General features: G+C 69.7%; 15 protein-coding genes and 1 tRNA gene. 12 read left to right on the plus strand and 4 right to left on the minus strand.

The features are described from left to right. The first annotated feature begins 17 nt into the window (after nt 1–17). From EHW97_RS00880 to EHW97_RS00900, 5 genes are all read left to right on the plus strand, one after another. Nucleotides 18–1,364, plus strand: coding sequence for a UTP--glucose-1-phosphate uridylyltransferase (locus EHW97_RS00880; protein WP_124235421.1), 1,347 nt, complete (start codon nt 18–20; stop codon nt 1,362–1,364). A gap of 10 nt (nt 1,365–1,374) precedes the next feature. Beyond that, nucleotides 1,375–2,691, plus strand: coding sequence for a molybdotransferase-like divisome protein Glp (gene glp / locus EHW97_RS00885; protein ID WP_124235279.1), 1,317 nt, complete (start codon nt 1,375–1,377; stop codon nt 2,689–2,691). Next, nucleotides 2,691–3,287, plus strand: a complete 597-nt coding sequence (locus EHW97_RS00890) for a GNAT family N-acetyltransferase (protein ID WP_124235280.1) — start codon at nt 2,691–2,693, stop codon at nt 3,285–3,287. Before glp ends, EHW97_RS00890 begins: the two co-directional genes overlap by 1 nt. A gap of 84 nt (nt 3,288–3,371) precedes the next feature. Further along, nucleotides 3,372–4,277 (plus strand): divisome protein SepX/GlpR, encoded by a 906-nt coding sequence (gene sepX / locus EHW97_RS00895; protein ID WP_124235281.1) that lies wholly within the window; start codon nt 3,372–3,374, stop codon nt 4,275–4,277. A 24-nt stretch (nt 4,278–4,301) separates the two neighbouring features. Further along, a tRNA-Ala gene (locus tag EHW97_RS00900) sits at nt 4,302–4,374 on the plus strand. Nucleotides 4,375–4,450: 76 nt separating this feature from the next. Here the strand turns inward: EHW97_RS00900 and EHW97_RS00905 are convergent. Continuing rightward, nucleotides 4,451–4,804, minus strand: coding sequence for a hypothetical protein (locus EHW97_RS00905; RefSeq protein WP_124235282.1), 354 nt, complete (start codon nt 4,802–4,804; stop codon nt 4,451–4,453). On the opposite strand from EHW97_RS00905, the gene EHW97_RS00910 reads away from it, so the two are divergent. Then, entirely contained in the window at nt 4,794–5,516 is a 723-nt protein-coding gene (locus EHW97_RS00910; RefSeq protein ID WP_124235283.1) for an ABC transporter permease, read from the plus strand. The two genes, EHW97_RS00905 and EHW97_RS00910, sit on opposite strands and share 11 nt — an antisense overlap. Nucleotides 5,517–5,578: 62 nt before the next feature. Beyond that, nucleotides 5,579–6,241: a hypothetical protein gene (locus EHW97_RS00915; RefSeq protein WP_124235284.1), complete on the plus strand. Its 663-nt coding sequence runs from the start codon at nt 5,579–5,581 to the stop codon at nt 6,239–6,241. A gap of 7 nt (nt 6,242–6,248) precedes the next feature. Here EHW97_RS00915 and EHW97_RS00920 read toward each other — a convergent pair whose 3' ends face one another. Then, on the minus strand, nt 6,249–7,787 hold the full coding sequence (locus EHW97_RS00920; protein WP_124235285.1) for a dolichyl-phosphate-mannose--protein mannosyltransferase: 1,539 nt from the start codon (nt 7,785–7,787) through the stop codon (nt 6,249–6,251). Between the two features lie 53 nt (nt 7,788–7,840). On the opposite strand from EHW97_RS00920, the gene rsmI reads away from it, so the two are divergent. Continuing rightward, nucleotides 7,841–8,677: a 16S rRNA (cytidine(1402)-2'-O)-methyltransferase gene (gene rsmI / locus EHW97_RS00925; protein WP_124235286.1), complete on the plus strand. Its 837-nt coding sequence runs from the start codon at nt 7,841–7,843 to the stop codon at nt 8,675–8,677. Between the two features lie 9 nt (nt 8,678–8,686). On the opposite strand, the gene EHW97_RS00930 is transcribed toward rsmI, so the two are convergent. Together EHW97_RS00930 and EHW97_RS15215 are read right to left on the minus strand one after the other, a co-directional pair. Beyond that, entirely contained in the window at nt 8,687–10,624 is a 1,938-nt protein-coding gene (locus EHW97_RS00930; protein ID WP_166367337.1) for a YhgE/Pip domain-containing protein, read from the minus strand. Continuing rightward, a complete protein-coding gene (locus EHW97_RS15215) occupies nt 10,621–11,253 on the minus strand; it encodes a hypothetical protein (protein WP_166367338.1) in 633 nt (210 codons plus the stop codon). The genes EHW97_RS00930 and EHW97_RS15215 overlap by 4 nt, the downstream gene beginning before the upstream one ends. 128 nt (nt 11,254–11,381) lie before the next feature. On the opposite strand from EHW97_RS15215, the gene metG reads away from it, so the two are divergent. The 4 genes from metG (at nt 11,382) to rsmA (ending at nt 15,870) form a co-directional block, all read left to right on the plus strand. After that, complete coding sequence (gene metG, locus EHW97_RS00935; protein WP_124235288.1) at nt 11,382–12,968, plus strand: methionine--tRNA ligase; 1,587 nt, start codon at nt 11,382–11,384, stop codon at nt 12,966–12,968. After that, complete coding sequence (locus EHW97_RS00940) at nt 12,968–13,822, plus strand: TatD family hydrolase (RefSeq protein WP_124235289.1); 855 nt, start codon at nt 12,968–12,970, stop codon at nt 13,820–13,822. Before metG ends, EHW97_RS00940 begins: the two co-directional genes overlap by 1 nt. A 75-nt stretch (nt 13,823–13,897) precedes the next feature. Next, the gene (locus tag EHW97_RS15845; protein WP_124235290.1) at nt 13,898–15,022 is read left to right on the plus strand and encodes a resuscitation-promoting factor; all 1,125 of its coding nucleotides are present in this window, start codon (nt 13,898–13,900) and stop codon (nt 15,020–15,022) included. Continuing rightward, complete coding sequence (rsmA, locus tag EHW97_RS00950; RefSeq protein ID WP_208001810.1) at nt 14,986–15,870, plus strand: 16S rRNA (adenine(1518)-N(6)/adenine(1519)-N(6))-dimethyltransferase RsmA; 885 nt, start codon at nt 14,986–14,988, stop codon at nt 15,868–15,870. Before EHW97_RS15845 ends, rsmA begins: the two co-directional genes overlap by 37 nt. The last annotated feature ends 6 nt before the right edge of the window (nt 15,871–15,876 follow it).

Raw genomic sequence — 15,876 nt, forward strand, 5'->3', positions numbered from 1 at the left:
ATGCAGCGCAGGATCGCATGCGGGCCGCGGGGCTCCCTGCGGCCGCGATCGACGTCTTCTCCTCCTTCTACGAGCAGCTCGTGCGCGGTGCCAGCGGGACGATTCGCGAGGCCGACGTCGAGCCGCTCACGGGTATCGACGCCGTCTCCGATCTCGCCTTCAGCGAGGACGAGCAGCGAGCTGCTGCCAAGGTCACCGCGGTCATCAAGCTCAACGGCGGGCTCGGCACCTCGATGGGGATGGATCGGGCGAAGTCGCTGCTCGAGGTGCGCGACGGCCTCACGTTCCTGGACATCATCGTCGGACAGGTCCGCTACGTCCGCGAGCAACTCGGCGTGCAGTTGCCACTGCTCTTCATGAACAGCTTCCGGACGCGGGAGGACACCCAGGCGGTGCTCGCGCGGTACCCCGATCTTCGAGCCGGTGACCTTCCCCTCGACTTCCTGCAGCACAAGGAGCCCAAGCTGCTCGCCGACTCGCTGGAGCCGGTCGACTGGCCCGCGGACCCGTCGATGGAGTGGTGCCCGCCGGGCCACGGTGATCTCTACACGGCCCTGCTGACGTCGGGCGTGCTCGACCGGCTCATCGACGAGGGCTACCGGTACGCCACCGTCTCCAACTCCGACAACCTCGGCGCCGCGCCCGACCCGCAGATGATGGCGTGGTTCGCGCAGTCCGGTGCCCCGTACGCGGCCGAGGTCTGCCGCCGCACCGAGGCCGACGTCAAAGGCGGCCACCTCGTGGTGCGCAAGTCCGACCGCCGGATCGTGCTGCGCGAGACGGCGCAGACCGCCAAGGAGGACATGGAGGCGGCGAGTGACCCCTCTGTCCACCGGTACTTCCACACCAACAACCTCTGGTTCGACCTCCGCGCGCTCCGCGACATCCTCACCGAGCGCCGTGGCGTCCTCGGCCTGCCGCTCATCCGCAACGAGAAGACGGTCGACCCGACCGACCCCGACTCGCCCGCGGTGATTCAGATCGAGTCCGCGATGGGTGCTGCCGTCGAGGTGTTCGACGGCGCGACCGCCATCGAGGTGGACCGCTCCCGGTTCCTGCCGGTGAAGACGACGAACGACCTCACCGTCCTGCGTTCGGACGTCTACGAGCTGGGAAGCAACGGCCGTCTTCGAGCGCGCGCGGAGGCGCCTCTGGTCTCCCTGGATCCCGCGTACTTCAAGCGAATCCGCGACTTCGAGCAGCGGGTGCCGTCGCCCCTCTCGCTGGTCCGCGCGCGCCGGTTCACCGTGGAGGGGGACTGGACCTTCGGCGAGGACGTCCAGGTCATCGGCGATGTCACGTTGTCGGCATCGCAGGGCGAATCGCGGACAGTCGCGTCGGGAACGGTACTGCGCGCGGGTTAGGCTGACTGTCATGCCAGCGGGAGACTCGACCAGCGGAACGTCCGCGACGCAGTCCAGCACCTCCGGATTGCCCCAGCGACCCCGCCCTCACAGCATCGCTCCGGGCCGGTTGACCGTCGAGGATCACCTCGAGACGATCCTGCGCGGTATCGGCCCGCTCGGCGCCTACGATCAGCCGGTCGTCGAGTCGCTCGGGCTCTCCCTCCACGAGGAGGTCGTGAGCGACATCGACCTGCCGCGCCATGACAGTGCGGACGTCGACGGCTACGCCGTGAGCTCCGCGGATCTTGCGCGTGCCAACACCAGCGACCCGGTGGAACTGCCGATCGTCGGTGAGATCGTGGCCGGGTCCGGCAAACCGTTCGCGATCAGCGCGGGCACGTGCGTCTCGATCATGACCGGCGCCCCGCTGCCGCACGGCGCTGATGCCGTGGTCCCGATGGGTGACGTCGAGGGCGATCATCAGCGCGTCGTCTTCCGCCGTCCCGCCTCGCCGGGGCAGCGCGTCCGGCGCCAGGGCGAGGACGTCACGGCCGGCTCCGTCGTGCTGCCCGAGGGCGCGGTCCTCGGTCCGCGCGAGATCGGCCTGCTCGCGGCCGTCGGTCGTTCGCGCGTCAAGGCGCGTCCCCGTCCCCGCGTGGTGATCCTGTCGACCGGCCGCGAGCTGCGCGAGCCGGGCGAGCATCTCGGCCACGACTCCGTCTACGACGGCAACTCCTCGATGATCGCCGCCGCCGTGCGCGCGGCCGGAGCGATCGCCTTCCGCGTCGGCGCGGTCGGGGACGACCCCCGGCAGTTCCAACGCGTCCTGTCCGACCAGCTGGTGCGCGCCGACCTGGTGATCACCACTGGAGGGCTCGGCCATTCGCGTCGCGACGTCGTCCGCCAGGTGCTCGGGAGTCTCGGGACCGTGCAGTTCCACGACGTCGCGCTCGAACCCGGCTCGGACCAGGGATTCGGCCGGGTGTACGACGAGCAGACCCCCATCATCACGTTGCCCGGCGACCCGGTCGCCGCGTTCGTGTCGTTCGAGGTCTTCGTCCTGCCGGCGATCCGCCGGCTCATGGGCCGCGTTCCGTATCGGCGTCCGCAGGTGCATGCCGTCCTGGCGCAGGACATCGTGTCCCAGCCCGGCCACCGCGAGTACGTCCGCGCGGTCTTCGAGGTCACCCACCGCGGCGCCAAGGTCACGCCCGTCGAGGGCCGCGGTGCACACCTCGTCGGGCGGCTCGCGCAAGCGAACGCGCTCATCGTGGTGGGAGAGGACGAGACCGCGCTCAACCTGGGCGACACGGTCCGCACGATCGTTCTCGATCGTTCGTTCTGATGGCGCTCGGCTGGCCGGTCACCCTGCGCCACGGCGATGTGGGCGTGCGGCCGTTGAGCCGACGTGATGCGCCGGTGTGGTCGCGTCTGCGGTCCGAGAACCTCGAATGGCTGACCCCCTGGGAGGCGACCATGCCGCCGGGGGCGGGACGACCGCCGCTGTCCTATGTGGCGATGATCGGGGCGTTGCGCCGGCGTGCACGTGAGGGGACCGCGATGCCGTTCGCGATCACCTGGCAGGGCGCCATGGTGGGCCAGCTGTCGGTCAACGGCATCACCGGCGGCTCGGCCCAGACGGCGAGCATCGGCTACTGGATCTCGCGATCGCACGCCGGCCGCGACATCGTGCCGACCGCGGTCGCTCTCGTCACCGATCACCTGCTCACGACCGTCGGGCTTCACCGGGTGGAGATCGCGATCCGTCCGGAGAACACTGCGAGCCTGCGCGTCGTGGAGAAGCTGGGCTTCTTCGAGATCGGGCTGGCGCCGCGCTACCTGCACATCGCCGGGGACTGGCGCGACCACCGGCTGTTCCAGATCACCGCGGAGGACGTTCCCGAGGGTCTGCTGGCGCGTTGGGCCGCTCGACGCGGATGAGGCGGGTGTGACGCGAGTGAACTCACGAGCGACACACGCCCGCTGCTCCCACAGAAACTCGCGCTCAAGGCCTACGGTTTTGACGTGGCCTCCAGCGGATTGATCGTCGCGTTCGTCGTCGCCTTGTGGGCGGCGTACTTCGTGCCGCTCGTGCTGCGGCGCTACGACGAAGCCAACAAGAACTCCGCACTCGACACGGAGGGCCCGATGCGACGCGTGGTGACACCCCCTCGTCCCGACCAAGCCGAGCCCGCACCGCCGCGCGCCGAGCGCGCACCGCGGCCGAAGCCGAAGCCCACCATCACGCGGGAGACCGCGCGGATCGCTGCACGCCGGCGCCGCCGCACCCTGCTGACGCTCGTCGCCGTGCTCGCCATCGTCGGTGGCGTCGCCGGATTCGGGTACCTGCCGCTGTGGTCGATCGCCGTTCCGGCGGGGCTCATCGTCGCCTGGCTCATCGCCTGCCGTCTGATGGTGCGCCAGGAGCTGGGTCTCGCCACCCCGCGCGAACGAGCCCCCAAACCCACGCGCGCGCCCAAGGAGCGGTCTGCAGCGACGGCTCCGCGACGCGGCGCCGGTCGCTGGTCGTCGGTCAAGAAGGCCGCCTCGTCGTGGGCGTCCTCGTCGACGGACTCCGGCTCGTCCCGTCAGCTCGAGGACGAGGACACGATCATCGTCCAGGTCGACGACATCGACCCCGACCGCAAGCACGTCATGGAAGACGTCCCGCTGACGTCCGACGCCCTCGACGAGCAGCTGCAGATCGCCGTGCCGAGTGTGGGCACGAGTGGCGAGATGCTCTGGGATCCGCTGCCGGTCACTCTTCCGACCTACGTCACCAAGCCGCGCGCCGGCCGCACCGTCCGCACGATCGATTTCACTCAGGCCGGCGCCTGGACGTCTGGTCACGTCGAAGGTGAGGACGTCGACTTCCCGGCGCCGAACGCCGACGAGAACCCGGACACCAACCGCCGTGCAGTCGGCCACTGAGGCAGTGGTAAACTCATCGGCGATGGGGCATTGGCGCAGTTGGTAGCGCGCTTCGTTCGCATCGAAGAGGTCAGGAGTTCGAATCTCCTATGCTCCACATCCAGAAGGGCCCGCCGCCGGCGGGCCCTTCGTCGTTTGTGCCGGACGGCCCGGCCTTGCGGGCGGGCAGCAACTCACGAGTCGTCGGAGTCGAGGATCAGCTGGCGCACCCGCGCCACCTCCGGAAGCTCCGCGGAGCCGTCGTGCTCGGAGGGTGGCTCGTCGGCGGCGCCCCGGGGATCGACGAGGCGTCGTAGCCCGGCGCGCAGCAGCGGGCCGTCGAGCGCGCTGATGCCGCCGAGCGTCAGCTTCGACACTCCCTGGTCGAGTGCAGCCATGAGCCGGGCGACATCGTCGACCGGAAGCTGTTCGTCGTCGGTGCGGTGGGCGGCGGCCACTTCGCGATAGCCGTCGATCATGAGCTGCACGCGTTCACGAAGGGCGTCGGTCAGCGTTGCGTCCCGCGCGGCAGTGGCGATGAATTCCAAGGTCGCGAGCCCGAGCCCCCGCACCAGCGCGGCGATGCTGCCGTTCGTCGTCGCCGTCCAAGCGCTCCTCGCAGCGGGCATCATCATCGGTTTCGGCTTTCTCATCCCCGGGATCGACACGGCGGCCGCCCAGTTCCTCTCGACGGGCGCCCCGACGGTGCTCCTCATGATCGCCGGTCTGGTGATGGTGCCGATGGGGGTGGCGCAGGCTCGCTCGAGCGGCACCTTCACCTACCTGCGTGCGCAGCCCGTTCCTCGACCTCTGCTGCTGGTGGCCGACCTGACGGTCTGGCTCGCGGTCGCGGTCCCGAGCGTCGCCGTGGCGGTGATCGTGGCCCAGTTGCGTTACGGCTTCCGGTACGACATCGACTGGCCGCTTCTGGTCCTGGCGGCGCTGCTGACGGCGCTCACCGCCGCGGCCGTCGGCTACGCGATCGCGGTCGTCCTTCCGCCGCTCCTGACGCAGATCGTCACCCAGGTGCTGGTGTTCTTCGTCATGCTGTTCTCGCCGGTCACCTTCCCGGCCGGCCGGCTGCCCGAGTGGTACCAGAGCATCCACGACTGGCTTCCGTTCCGGCCTGCGGCAGATCTCATCCGCGCGGGCCTGCTCCCGCAGACCCATGGTGCGAGCGACCGGGACCTGGTGGTGCTGCTGCTCTGGTGTGCTCTCGGCCTCGTCGTCAGCGTTCGGGCGATCGTGCGCCGCGCCTAGGGAGCACCCTTCTCGCTCGCGAGTCGACGTCGAACGCCCGGCGTGGGTTCTAGGGTGACCGTGTGGCTTTCGTCTTCATCCGTCCCGAGTCCCGCGAGTGGCTCGAGTCCGCCAGGACCGAGGGTGCCGCGCCTGCCTTCGCCGGACGTGCCGCGACGGCGTTGCGCGCGGACTACGAGCGCTGGGCGCGCTGGGCACTGGGCGTCGGGGCCTACCTGCTGGCCGTCGTCGGCGCGTTACTGACGGGTGGAGCGGTCCACGCCGTCCAGACGTCCGGGGCTGTCGTGCTGCTGGACGTCCTGTTGGGAGGGCTCGGCGTCATTCTCGGCGCGCTTGGAGCATTCCTGCTCATCCGGTTGTGGGTGACGGGTCGGCGGCTCACCACGGCAGCGTCATGGTGGATGCGATTGCCCTACGTCACCGGGGTCCGTCAGCGGCGCGCCCGTGGTTGGCTCGACGCTCGCACCGTCAACTTCGAGCCGCGGATCTTCGTGCGGTTGATGACCTGCTCGGTCACGTTCATCCTCGGTGTCTCGGGGTGGGCGGTCTTCGGCCGGGACGTCGCCAACGGGTTGTCCGGCCTGTCGCTCACCTTTCTCCTCGTCGGGGTCCTCAGCGTGAGTTGCCTGCTCGGTCAGGCAGGCGGCGTGATGCGGGTCGTGTCCGGGCTCGCCGAGGGCGATCCGTTATGGGTTCGGCTGCGAGGACTGATGAGCAGGTCGTGACGCCGGCTCAGATCCAGGTGCCGAGCCACATCCGCTGACGCCAGGAATCGTAGGGAAGCAGGACATCGGTCCAGATCGGGTAGAAGTACACGAACAGCCCGGCCACGACGAGGGCGTATGCGCAGATCGCGGTGAGGGACCAGGCGCCACGGCCCTGATCGGCGAGTCGGCGATGGACTCCGTTCGCCGCGAGCCCGACGGCGATGACGAGGAACGGCACCATCGCGACGGAGTAGAACGAGAAGATCGGGCGATCGGCCGTCGCGAACCAGGGGAGCCAGGTCGCCGCGAGTCCGACGAGCGGAATGCTCAGTCGCCACTGTCGTCGACGCAGAACGACGCCGAGGACGGCGACGATCGCCAGGGTGCCGATCCACCACACGGCGGGATTACCGAGAATGAGCACCTCGCTGATACAGCTCGAGTCCGAGGGCGCTCCGCACTGCTGCGCCGGCACGTCGGTGTTCGTGTCCACTGCCACGGGCCGCCACGGTAGGAGCCAGCCGATCGGGTGTGACGCGTACGGATGCGTCTTGTCGGCGAGGTAGTCCCCGGTGTGGAAGTCCCACGTCATGAGGTGGAACTGCCACCAGGAGCGCAGAGCATCCACGACGCCACCGATCGGGCCACCCGTCGGCTCAGCCAGGTGTCCCCACGCGGCGTAGTCCCCGTAGCCGTGACCGAAGCGCCGCTCGTACTCCTCACGATGCAGGAACCACCCGGTCCAGCTGATCAGATAGACGGCGCCCGCCACCAGGACGAGCCGCGCGAACGAGGGGAGTCCCGCCCGCAGCACTCCGTTCCACCACGGCGCGGGAGCCGCCCCCTGGGCGCGGGCCCAGCGCCGGCGGGCCGCCACCTCCCACACCACGACCGTCAGACCGAACGCCGCGAGGACGTAGAGCCCGCTCCACTTGGTGGCGGCCGCCATACCGAAGGCCAGACCGGCCGCGAGTTGCCAGGGGCGCCACCCGCGCCAGCGGTTCTCGACGGCGAGGCGACGCTCAAGCCAGTCACGATCTGCCACGAGGCACGCGACGGCGCAGACGAGCCAGAGCGTCAGGAAGATGTCCAGCAGTGCGAGCCTCGACATGACGAAGTGAACGCCGTCGAGAGCGAGCAGCAGACCGCCGAGCGCGCCCACCCAGATCGCGCCGGTCAAGCGGATCAGTAGCCGGGCGAGCACGAGGACCGTCAGCGCTCCCGCTACGGCCGCGCTGATGCGCCAGCCGACGGGAGTCAGTCCGAACAGCGCCTCGCCGAGGGCGATGAGCCACTTGCCGCCGTCCGGATGCACGATCCACGAGGGTTCGGCGGCGAACAGGCCGGACACGTCACCCGCGGCGATGCGGTCGTCCGCACCGTCGATGAAGTCGAGCACGTACCCGTGCTGGAGTAACGACCATGCGTCCTTGGCGTAGTACGTCTCGTCGAAGGCGAGCCGTTCGGGAGCGGAGAGCCTCACCACGCGGACCGCGAAGGCGAGCAGTGTCACGGCGACGGGGACGATCCACGACCAGGCACGCCAGGACACTCGCGACAGCACGGGCCCCAGCCTAGGGTGTGCGCCATGTTCGGACGGCCTGCGAGGATGACCACGTGTTGATCCTCGCCGGAACCCCGATCGGGCAGGCTGCCGATGCGTCGAGCCGGCTGGGCCCGGCGCTCGCGTCCGCGGACGTCGTCGCCGCGGAGGACACGCGCCGGCTGCGTCGACTGGCCGCTGATCTCGGCGTCGAGGTGCCCGGCCGGGTCGTGTCGTACTTCGAGGGCAACGAGGAGCGACGCACGGGCGAGTTGATGGAGGACCTGCGTGCGGGCCGCACCGTCGTGCTCGTCACCGACGCAGGAATGCCCAGCGTCTCCGACCCCGGCTACCGTTTGGTCGCCGCGGCGGTCGCAGAGGACGTCGAGGTCTCCGCCATCCCCGGCCCGTCCGCCGTGCTCACCGCGCTCGCCGTCTCCGGGCTCCCGGTCGACCGCTTCAGCTTCGAGGGGTTTCCGCCGCGCAAGCAGGGGGAGCGGTCCCGGTTCCTCGCCGACCTCGCAGCTGACCGTCGCACCATGGTGTTCTTCGAGTCCCCGCACCGGACGGCGGCGACGTTGCGCGCAATGGCCGACGCCTTCGGCGGCGACCGGCCGGCGGCGTTGTGCCGAGAGCTGACGAAGACCTACGAGGAAGTGGTCCGCCTTCCGCTCGCCGAACTCGCGACCTGGGCCGAGGAGCAGGAGCACGGAGTTCGCGGCGAAGTGACCCTGGTGGTCAGCGGAGCCGGTGATGCCCCGACGGTTGAATACGACGAGGAGACACTCGCGTCGCTGGTCGCCGAGGCCGAAGCGACCGGGCTCAGCCGCAAGGACGCGATCGCCGAAGTCGTCGCCCGCACCGGCATGCGGAAGAAGATCGTCTACGCCGCCGCCCACCGGGCCGACTGACGACCGGAGCTAGAGCGCGATCTCCGGCTTGATCTGCGAGACCCGCCAGAGCCGGCGCCGGTACGCCGCGGCGCAGGTGAGCGCCAGGCAGCCGACGAGGTAGGCCGACAGCACCGCGACGACGCGGGGAAGTCCCTCCAGGGACGCGCCGTACATCAGATGGCGCAGCCCGTCGACCGCGTACGTCATCGGCAGCACGTGGTGGACGGCCTGGAGCACCGGCGGGAGCGTCTGCCAGGGGAACGTGCCACCGGCGCTCGCCAGTTGCAGCACCAGGAGCACCAGTCCGAGCAACTGCCCGACCGGCCCCAACCAGGCATTGAGCGTGTGGACGATCGCGACGAACGTGACGCCCACCAAGGCGAGGAGCGCGGCGACGTATCCGGCTCGCACCCAGTCGATCTCGACCGCGAATCGCACCACGAGGAGCATCACGACGGTCTGCACCACGGCGATGGCCGCGGGCGTGAGCCACCCTCCGAGCGCAGTGCTCAACGGCGACTGGCGCGCCGCGATGGCCCGGTTCGACAGCGGGCGCACCAGCAGGAACATCACGTACGCCCCGACCCACGCACCGATCGACAGGAAGAACGGCGCGAGCCCGGCGCCGTAGGTGTCGGCGGAGGCCTGGGCGACGTCCTTCGTCGTGATCGGAGAGGCGATCGTGGAGGCGGTGTCCTCGCGACGCTGATCGTCCAGATCGGGAATCGAGGTGATGCCGTCACGCAAGCCGTCGGCGAGCCGCTGCGCGCCGGCGTCGGCGGTCTCGAGACCCTCGGCGAGCTCACCAGCGCCGGACGCGAGTTGCTGGGAACCGGAAAGGGCCTCCTGCTGGCCGCCGACGAGTCGAGCGTTGCCCGCGGTGGCCGCGTCGAGCCCGTCAGCGAGGCGGGTGCTGCCGGCAGCGAGCCGATCGGCGCCGTCGGCCACCTGACGCGATCCCTCCGCGAGCCGGTCGAGTTCTCCAGCGGTGGTCTGGATGCGCGTGTCGAGATCGTCGAGCGGTGCGGCGAGGCTGTCGAGCCGCTGCAGGATCGCGGCGCGTTCGTCCGCCGGGACTCCGGCGTCGATCAAGCTCTGCTCGATGTCGGACCGGATGCGTCCAAGGTTCCCGTTCGTCGCGCGTGAAGCGCCGGCCACGGCGTCGGCGATGCGGGCGATCTCGGCGTTGCCGTCGGCCACCTGCCGCGCTCCCGCCGCGAGTTGCGCGCTGCCGTCGCGGAGCTGATGTGCGCCAGCGGCCGCCTGGCCGAGCCCGTCGCCGAGCTCCTGCTGCCCCGCGAGCAGTTGCTGCTGCCCGGCGCTCAGCTGCTCGGCACCCGCCTGCAGCTGGCCCGCGCCGGCGCGCGCATCGCCGAGCCCGTCGGCAAGGCGTTGCGCGCCTTCACCGGCCTGGCTGAGCTGGTCGTGGAGGGTCGAGAAACCGAGGAGGAAGGCGCTCGCCGCCTTCTCGCTGACGTTGGCGGCGATCGAGGAGCTGACGCGGGTGAGCACCTGGTCGGCGATCGTGGCGGAGAGATAGTTGTTGGCCTCGTTCGTCGTGAGGACGAGTTGGGCCTGACGCGGTTCGAAGTCCGACGTCGAAGCGAGCGCGCTGGAGAAGTCGCGGGGAATGGTCAGCGCGAACAGGTAGGTGCCGTCCTCTACTCCACGGGCCGCCTCAGCGTCGCTGACCTCCCGCCAGTCGAACGAACCGTCCTCCTCGAGATCGTGGGCGATGTCGCGGCCGGCGTGCACCTCGCCGGCCTGGGCGGATTGCGCAGGGACGTCGTCCACGACGAGGGCCGCCTGCACCGACCCGAGCTTGCCGTAGGGATCGTGATTGGCCCATAAGTAGAGCGACGCGTACAGCGTGGGGATGAGGGCGATGGCCAGGACCGCGAGCGCCGGGAGCCGTCCCGCGGTCAGCCTCCGGAACTCGCTGATCGCCATGCGCACGGACGTCATGCGACCACCTCCTCGCCCGCGCTGCCGAGCGCGAACCGATCGTTTTCGAGAACGCGAGCCGTCGTGGCCATGAGTTGCAGAATGACGATGAGGTGCCGCTGCGCGAGGCGCTCCGCGACGGCGTAAGCGTCGTCGGCGCTGGTGCCGTAACGGTCGGGACAGCAGATGACCAGGGCTTCCGTTCCCGGACGCAAGGCGGCGAGTTCGGCCAACATCATCACCCGCACGGCTCCGGGAACCTCTTCCATGCGGGTGCCGTGCCATGCGTCCGCGTCGTGGCGATCGAGCCAGGTGCGCACCGCCCGCTGTCCGGCGGGCCGGCCGGCCATCGCCAGTTCTTCGGCGACGATGGTCGAGAGCTTCAGCACCTCGTCGGGTTCGGAGACGTCCGGGACGTCGACGAGCGCGACGGACTCGCGGAGGGTCTGCGCCGCGCGCGCACCGTCCACGAGCACCTTCCCGCCGTCTGGCCGAAGGCGGCCGCCGAGGACGAGCGACAAGGCCGTATGCCCTGCACCGGGCGGCCCTTCGACGACGCAGACGTCGCCGCTGCGCGCCTGCAGGTCCGTGGGGCGCAGGACCGTGGCGTGCGGTCCTTCGACCGAGATCGCGATGGCCTCGAGTTGCATGCTCTCCGCTCCTTCACAGGCCCCGCCGCGGTGGCGGAGGGGTTCGACCGCACCATCGTCCTCCATCGCCACGACGGCGACGAGACAGGCCGGAGGGGTGAGGGGTGCGTCTCACTAGACTGGAGCCCATGGCCGATCGGACCTTCTACGTCACCACGCCCATCTACTACGTCAACGACGCGCCGCACATCGGCCACGGCTACACGACGGTGATGGGCGACATCCTCACCCGGTGGCATCGCCAGCGCGGCGAGCGGGTCTGGTACCTCACCGGAGTCGACGAGCATGGGCAGAAGGTGCTGCGCAAGGCCGAGGCCAACGGCGTCTCCCCGCAGGAGTGGGTCGACCGGCTCGTCGAGGACGAGTGGAAGCCGATGCTCCAGACCATCGACGTCGCCAACGACGACTTCATCCGCACCACCGAGGCGCGACACGAGGCCGGGGCTCAGGCCTTCTGGCAGGACCTCTACGACCGAGGCGCGGTCTACAAGGGCTCGTTCTCGGGGTGGTACAGCGTCAGCAGCGAGGAGTTCGTCGGTGACGACGACGTCGTCGACGGCGAGGGTGAGGACGAGGGCTTCAAGGTCTCAGCGCTCGACGGCAGCCGCCTGGAGTACATGACCGAGGAGAACTACTTCTTCCGGCTCAGCGAGTACGCGGACCGGCTGCTCGCGCTCTACGAGGAGCATCCGGAGTTCATCCAACCCGAGTCCAGCCGCAACGAGATCATCTCCTTCGTCAAGCGCGGCCTGAAGGACTTGTCGATCTCCCGGTCGACCTTCGACTGGGGCATCCCTGTGCCGTGGGACCGCGAGCACGTCATGTACGTGTGGATCGAGGCGCTGCTCAACTACGTGACCGCCGCCGGGTACGGCGTCGACCCGGAGCGTTTCGAGGAGCTCTGGCCGGCGAACGTCCACATCGTCGGCAAGGACATCGCCCGCTTCCACGCGGTCATCTGGCCGGCCATGTTGATGGCCGCCGGTCAGCCCGTGCCGCATCGTGTCTTCGCCCATGGCTGGCTGCTCGTCGGCGGGCAGAAGATGTCCAAGAGCAAGGCCAACGGCATCCACCCCAACGAGATCGTCTCGACGTTCGGGTCGGACGCCTACCGCTACTACTTCAGCCGGGCGCTCACGTTCGGCAGCGACGGCTCCATCTCGTGGGAGGACATCCACGCGCGCTACCACGCCGAGCTCGCCAACGGCTTCGGCAACCTCGCCTCGCGGGTAGCGGCGATGATCGGCAAGTACTTCGGCGGCGCGCTTCCCGCGGCTGGCGAGCAGGGGCCGGCGGAGAAGGCGCTCATCGACACGATCGGCGCCGCCGTGTCGGCCGCGGACGCCGCGATCGAGCGCATCGCGCCGCAGGAGGCGATGGTCGAGGTCTGGCGGATCGTCGACGCGCTCAACGGCTATCTCACCGAGCAGGCCCCGTGGAAGGTGGCCAAGGACGAGAGCCAGGGCGATCGCCTCGCGACCATCCTGGCGACCGCCGCGGAGGGACTGCGCGTCCTGGCCGTCGTACTCAATCCGGTCACCCCCAAGGCCTGCGCTTCGCTGTGGGAGTCCCTGGGCGCCGAAGGTCCGCTGGGCCCGCTCGCCGATCAGCGTCTCGACGACGTCGCTCGGTGGGGCCAGTTGCCTGCGGGGACGCCGATCACGAAGGTCCCGTCCCTCTTCCCGCGCATCGAGTTGCCGGAGCAGGACAGCTGATGACCGATCTCACCGAGGGCTGGCCGGACGCGCCCGAGCCATTGCCCTCACCCGTAGTCGACAACCACTGCCATCTCGACCATCGGGTGCGCGGCGGCCTGGTGATTCCGACGGAGGAGGCGCTCGATCGCGCCGCCGCGGTCGGCGTCACGCGGATCGTGCAGGTGGGCTGCGATCTGCCCAGTAGCCGATGGGCGGTGGACGCTGCGCGCCGCTTCGCATCGGTCGTGGCGGCTGTCGCGATGCACCCCAATGACGCCGCCCGGCTCGACGACGTCATGTTAGATGGCGCACTCTCGCAGATCGACGAGATGGCGGCGGATCCGGTCGTCCGGGCGGTCGGGGAGACGGGGCTGGATTACTTCCGCACGGGCCCTGAACTGCGGCCGCGGCAGCACCGTTCCTTCCGCGAACACATCCGGATCGCCAAGCGTCACGACCGGACCCTGGTGATTCACGATCGCGACGCGCACGACGACGTGCTGGCCATCCTCGACGACGAAGGCGTGCCCGATCGCGTCGTGATGCACTGCTTCTCCGGGGGCCCGGATTTCGCCAGAGAATGCCTGGAACGCGGGGCTTTCCTCTCCTTCGCCGGCGCAGTGACGTTCAAGAACGCGGCGTACCTGCGCGAGGCGTTGCAGGTGACGCCGCTCGACCGCATCCTCGTCGAGACCGACGCGCCTTTCCTGACCCCCGAGCCGCATCGTGGACGCCCCAACGCCTCCTTCCTCGTGCCCCACACCGTGCGCCTCATCGCGGAGGTCCTGAAGGTCGATCTGACCACCCTGTGCGAGCAGATCAACGCCACCACCGATCGAGCGTTCGGGGGGCCCTGGCCGTCCAGAAACTGACGAGAAACTTGACTGCCCGTGGCAGCCTCGGACAAGGTGAACAGGTTGTCAACGATGTTTGTCGAGGTTTGATCCGTGCAGTTGTCCGTTCCCGAACTCCATCCGAAGAACGTGCTCAAGCTCGTCGCCGCGGTCGTCGCGGTGGTGATCGCCACGGCCGGGCTGGTGGCTGCGGCCGAGTTCGACCAGAAGGTCACGCTCGACGTCGACGGTGAGATCACCACCACGCGGACGTCGGCGGAGACCGTCGACGAGCTCCTCACCAGCCAGGGTGTCGAGCCGCGTCCGGAGGACAAGGTCTCCCACAAGCTCGACGCTCCGCTCCCGGACGACGAGACCATCACGGTGCGCTACGCCAAGCCGGTCACCGTCGTCGTCGACGGCCAGACCACCGACGAGGTCACGCACGCCACGTCTGTCAAGGAGCTGCTGTCCGATCTGGACGTCGACCCGGCCAAGGGTGCGTACGTCTCGGAGAAGCTCGACGCCAAGCTCAACCGCTTCGGCGAAGAGATCGTCGTGAGCAGCCCCAAGACCATCACCGTCACCGCGGACGGCAAGGACCAGCAGGTCGAGACCAACAAGCCCACGGTCCAGGACGTCCTGGACGAGGCCGGGGTCAAGGTTGACGAGGACGACGAGGTCGAGCCCGGCCTCGAGAGCTACCTCGCCAAGGACACCAACGCCCTGCGCGTCGTGCGGATCGAGAAGGTCACCCGCACCGAGACCGTCCCGGTCGACTTCGAGGTGCAGGTCCAAGAGGACGCCTCCTTGCCGAAGGGCGAGAAGGAGGTCGTCACCGAGGGCCAGCCCGGTGAGGCCACCGAGGAGGTCCAGCTCGTGCTGGCCGACGGCCAGGTCCGCGAGCGCACCGTCGTCTCGCGGAGCACGGTCCGTGAGCCCGTCTCCCAGGTCGAGAAGCGCGGCACGAAGCAGCCTGACACCGCTCCCGCGGTCGCCGACGGCAGCGTCTGGGACCGGCTGGCGCAGTGCGAGTCCGGTGGTAACTGGGCCGCCAACAGCGGCAACGGTTACTACGGCGGCGTCCAGTTCAGCGCGCAGACCTGGCGTTCGGTCGGCGGAACCGGTCTGCCGCACGAGCACAGCCGCGAGGAGCAGATCCACCGCGCATCGATCCTGCAGCAGCGTGCCGGCTGGGGTCAGTGGCCCGCCTGCTCGGCGAAGCTGGGCCTGCGCTGACGACGTTCGAGCCCCCGCGCCTGCTGGGCGCGGCGGACATTCGTCGCATCGCTGGCGAGGTCGGGCTGCGTCCGACCAAGCAGCGAGGGCAGAACTTCGTCACGGACGGCAACACTGTTCGCCGCATCGTGCGTGAGGCCGGGATCGGTCCCGACGACGTCGTCGTCGAGATCGGTCCCGGTCTCGGCTCGCTCACCCTCGCCTTGCTGGGTGAAGCGGCCCACGTCACCGCGATCGAGATCGACGACGTGCTGGCCGCGCGCCTTCCTGCGACGGCGGCAGAGTTCGCCGGCCTTTCGGCCGATCGGCTGACGGTGGTGCATGCGGACGCGTTGCGCGTGGAGACGTTGCCCGGCCCTGCTCCGACGGCGCTGGTCGCCAACCTGCCCTACAATGTCTCGGTCCCGGTGCTGCTGCACATGCTCCAGACTTTCGAGTCCATCACGTCCGTACTCGTCATGGTGCAGGCGGAGGTCGCGCATCGGCTTGCGGCAGGCCCTGGTTCGCGGACGTACGGCGTGCCCAGCGTCAAGGCGTCCTGGTACGCCGACGTGCGGTTGGCGGGAGCGATCGGCAGGACGGTCTTCTGGCCGGTACCCAACGTCGACTCCGCGCTGGTCCGGTTGACGCGTCGTACCCCGCCCGACGCCGACCGCCAGGCCACCTTCGACCTCGTCGACGCCGCCTTCGCGCAGCGCCGCAAGACACTGCGGGCGGCACTCACCGGCCACTTCGGCGGTGCGGACGCGGCCGAGCAGGCGCTCCACACGGCCGGCATCGACCCGCGCGCCCGGGGCGAGCAGCTCACCGTCGAGGACTTCGCCCGGCTCGCGAGCGAGCGCCGCTAGGCGAAT

It is taken from the genome of Aeromicrobium camelliae, from assembly GCF_003850045.1.
In the GTDB taxonomy this organism is placed as follows: Bacteria; Actinomycetota; Actinomycetes; order Propionibacteriales; family Nocardioidaceae; genus Aeromicrobium; species Aeromicrobium camelliae.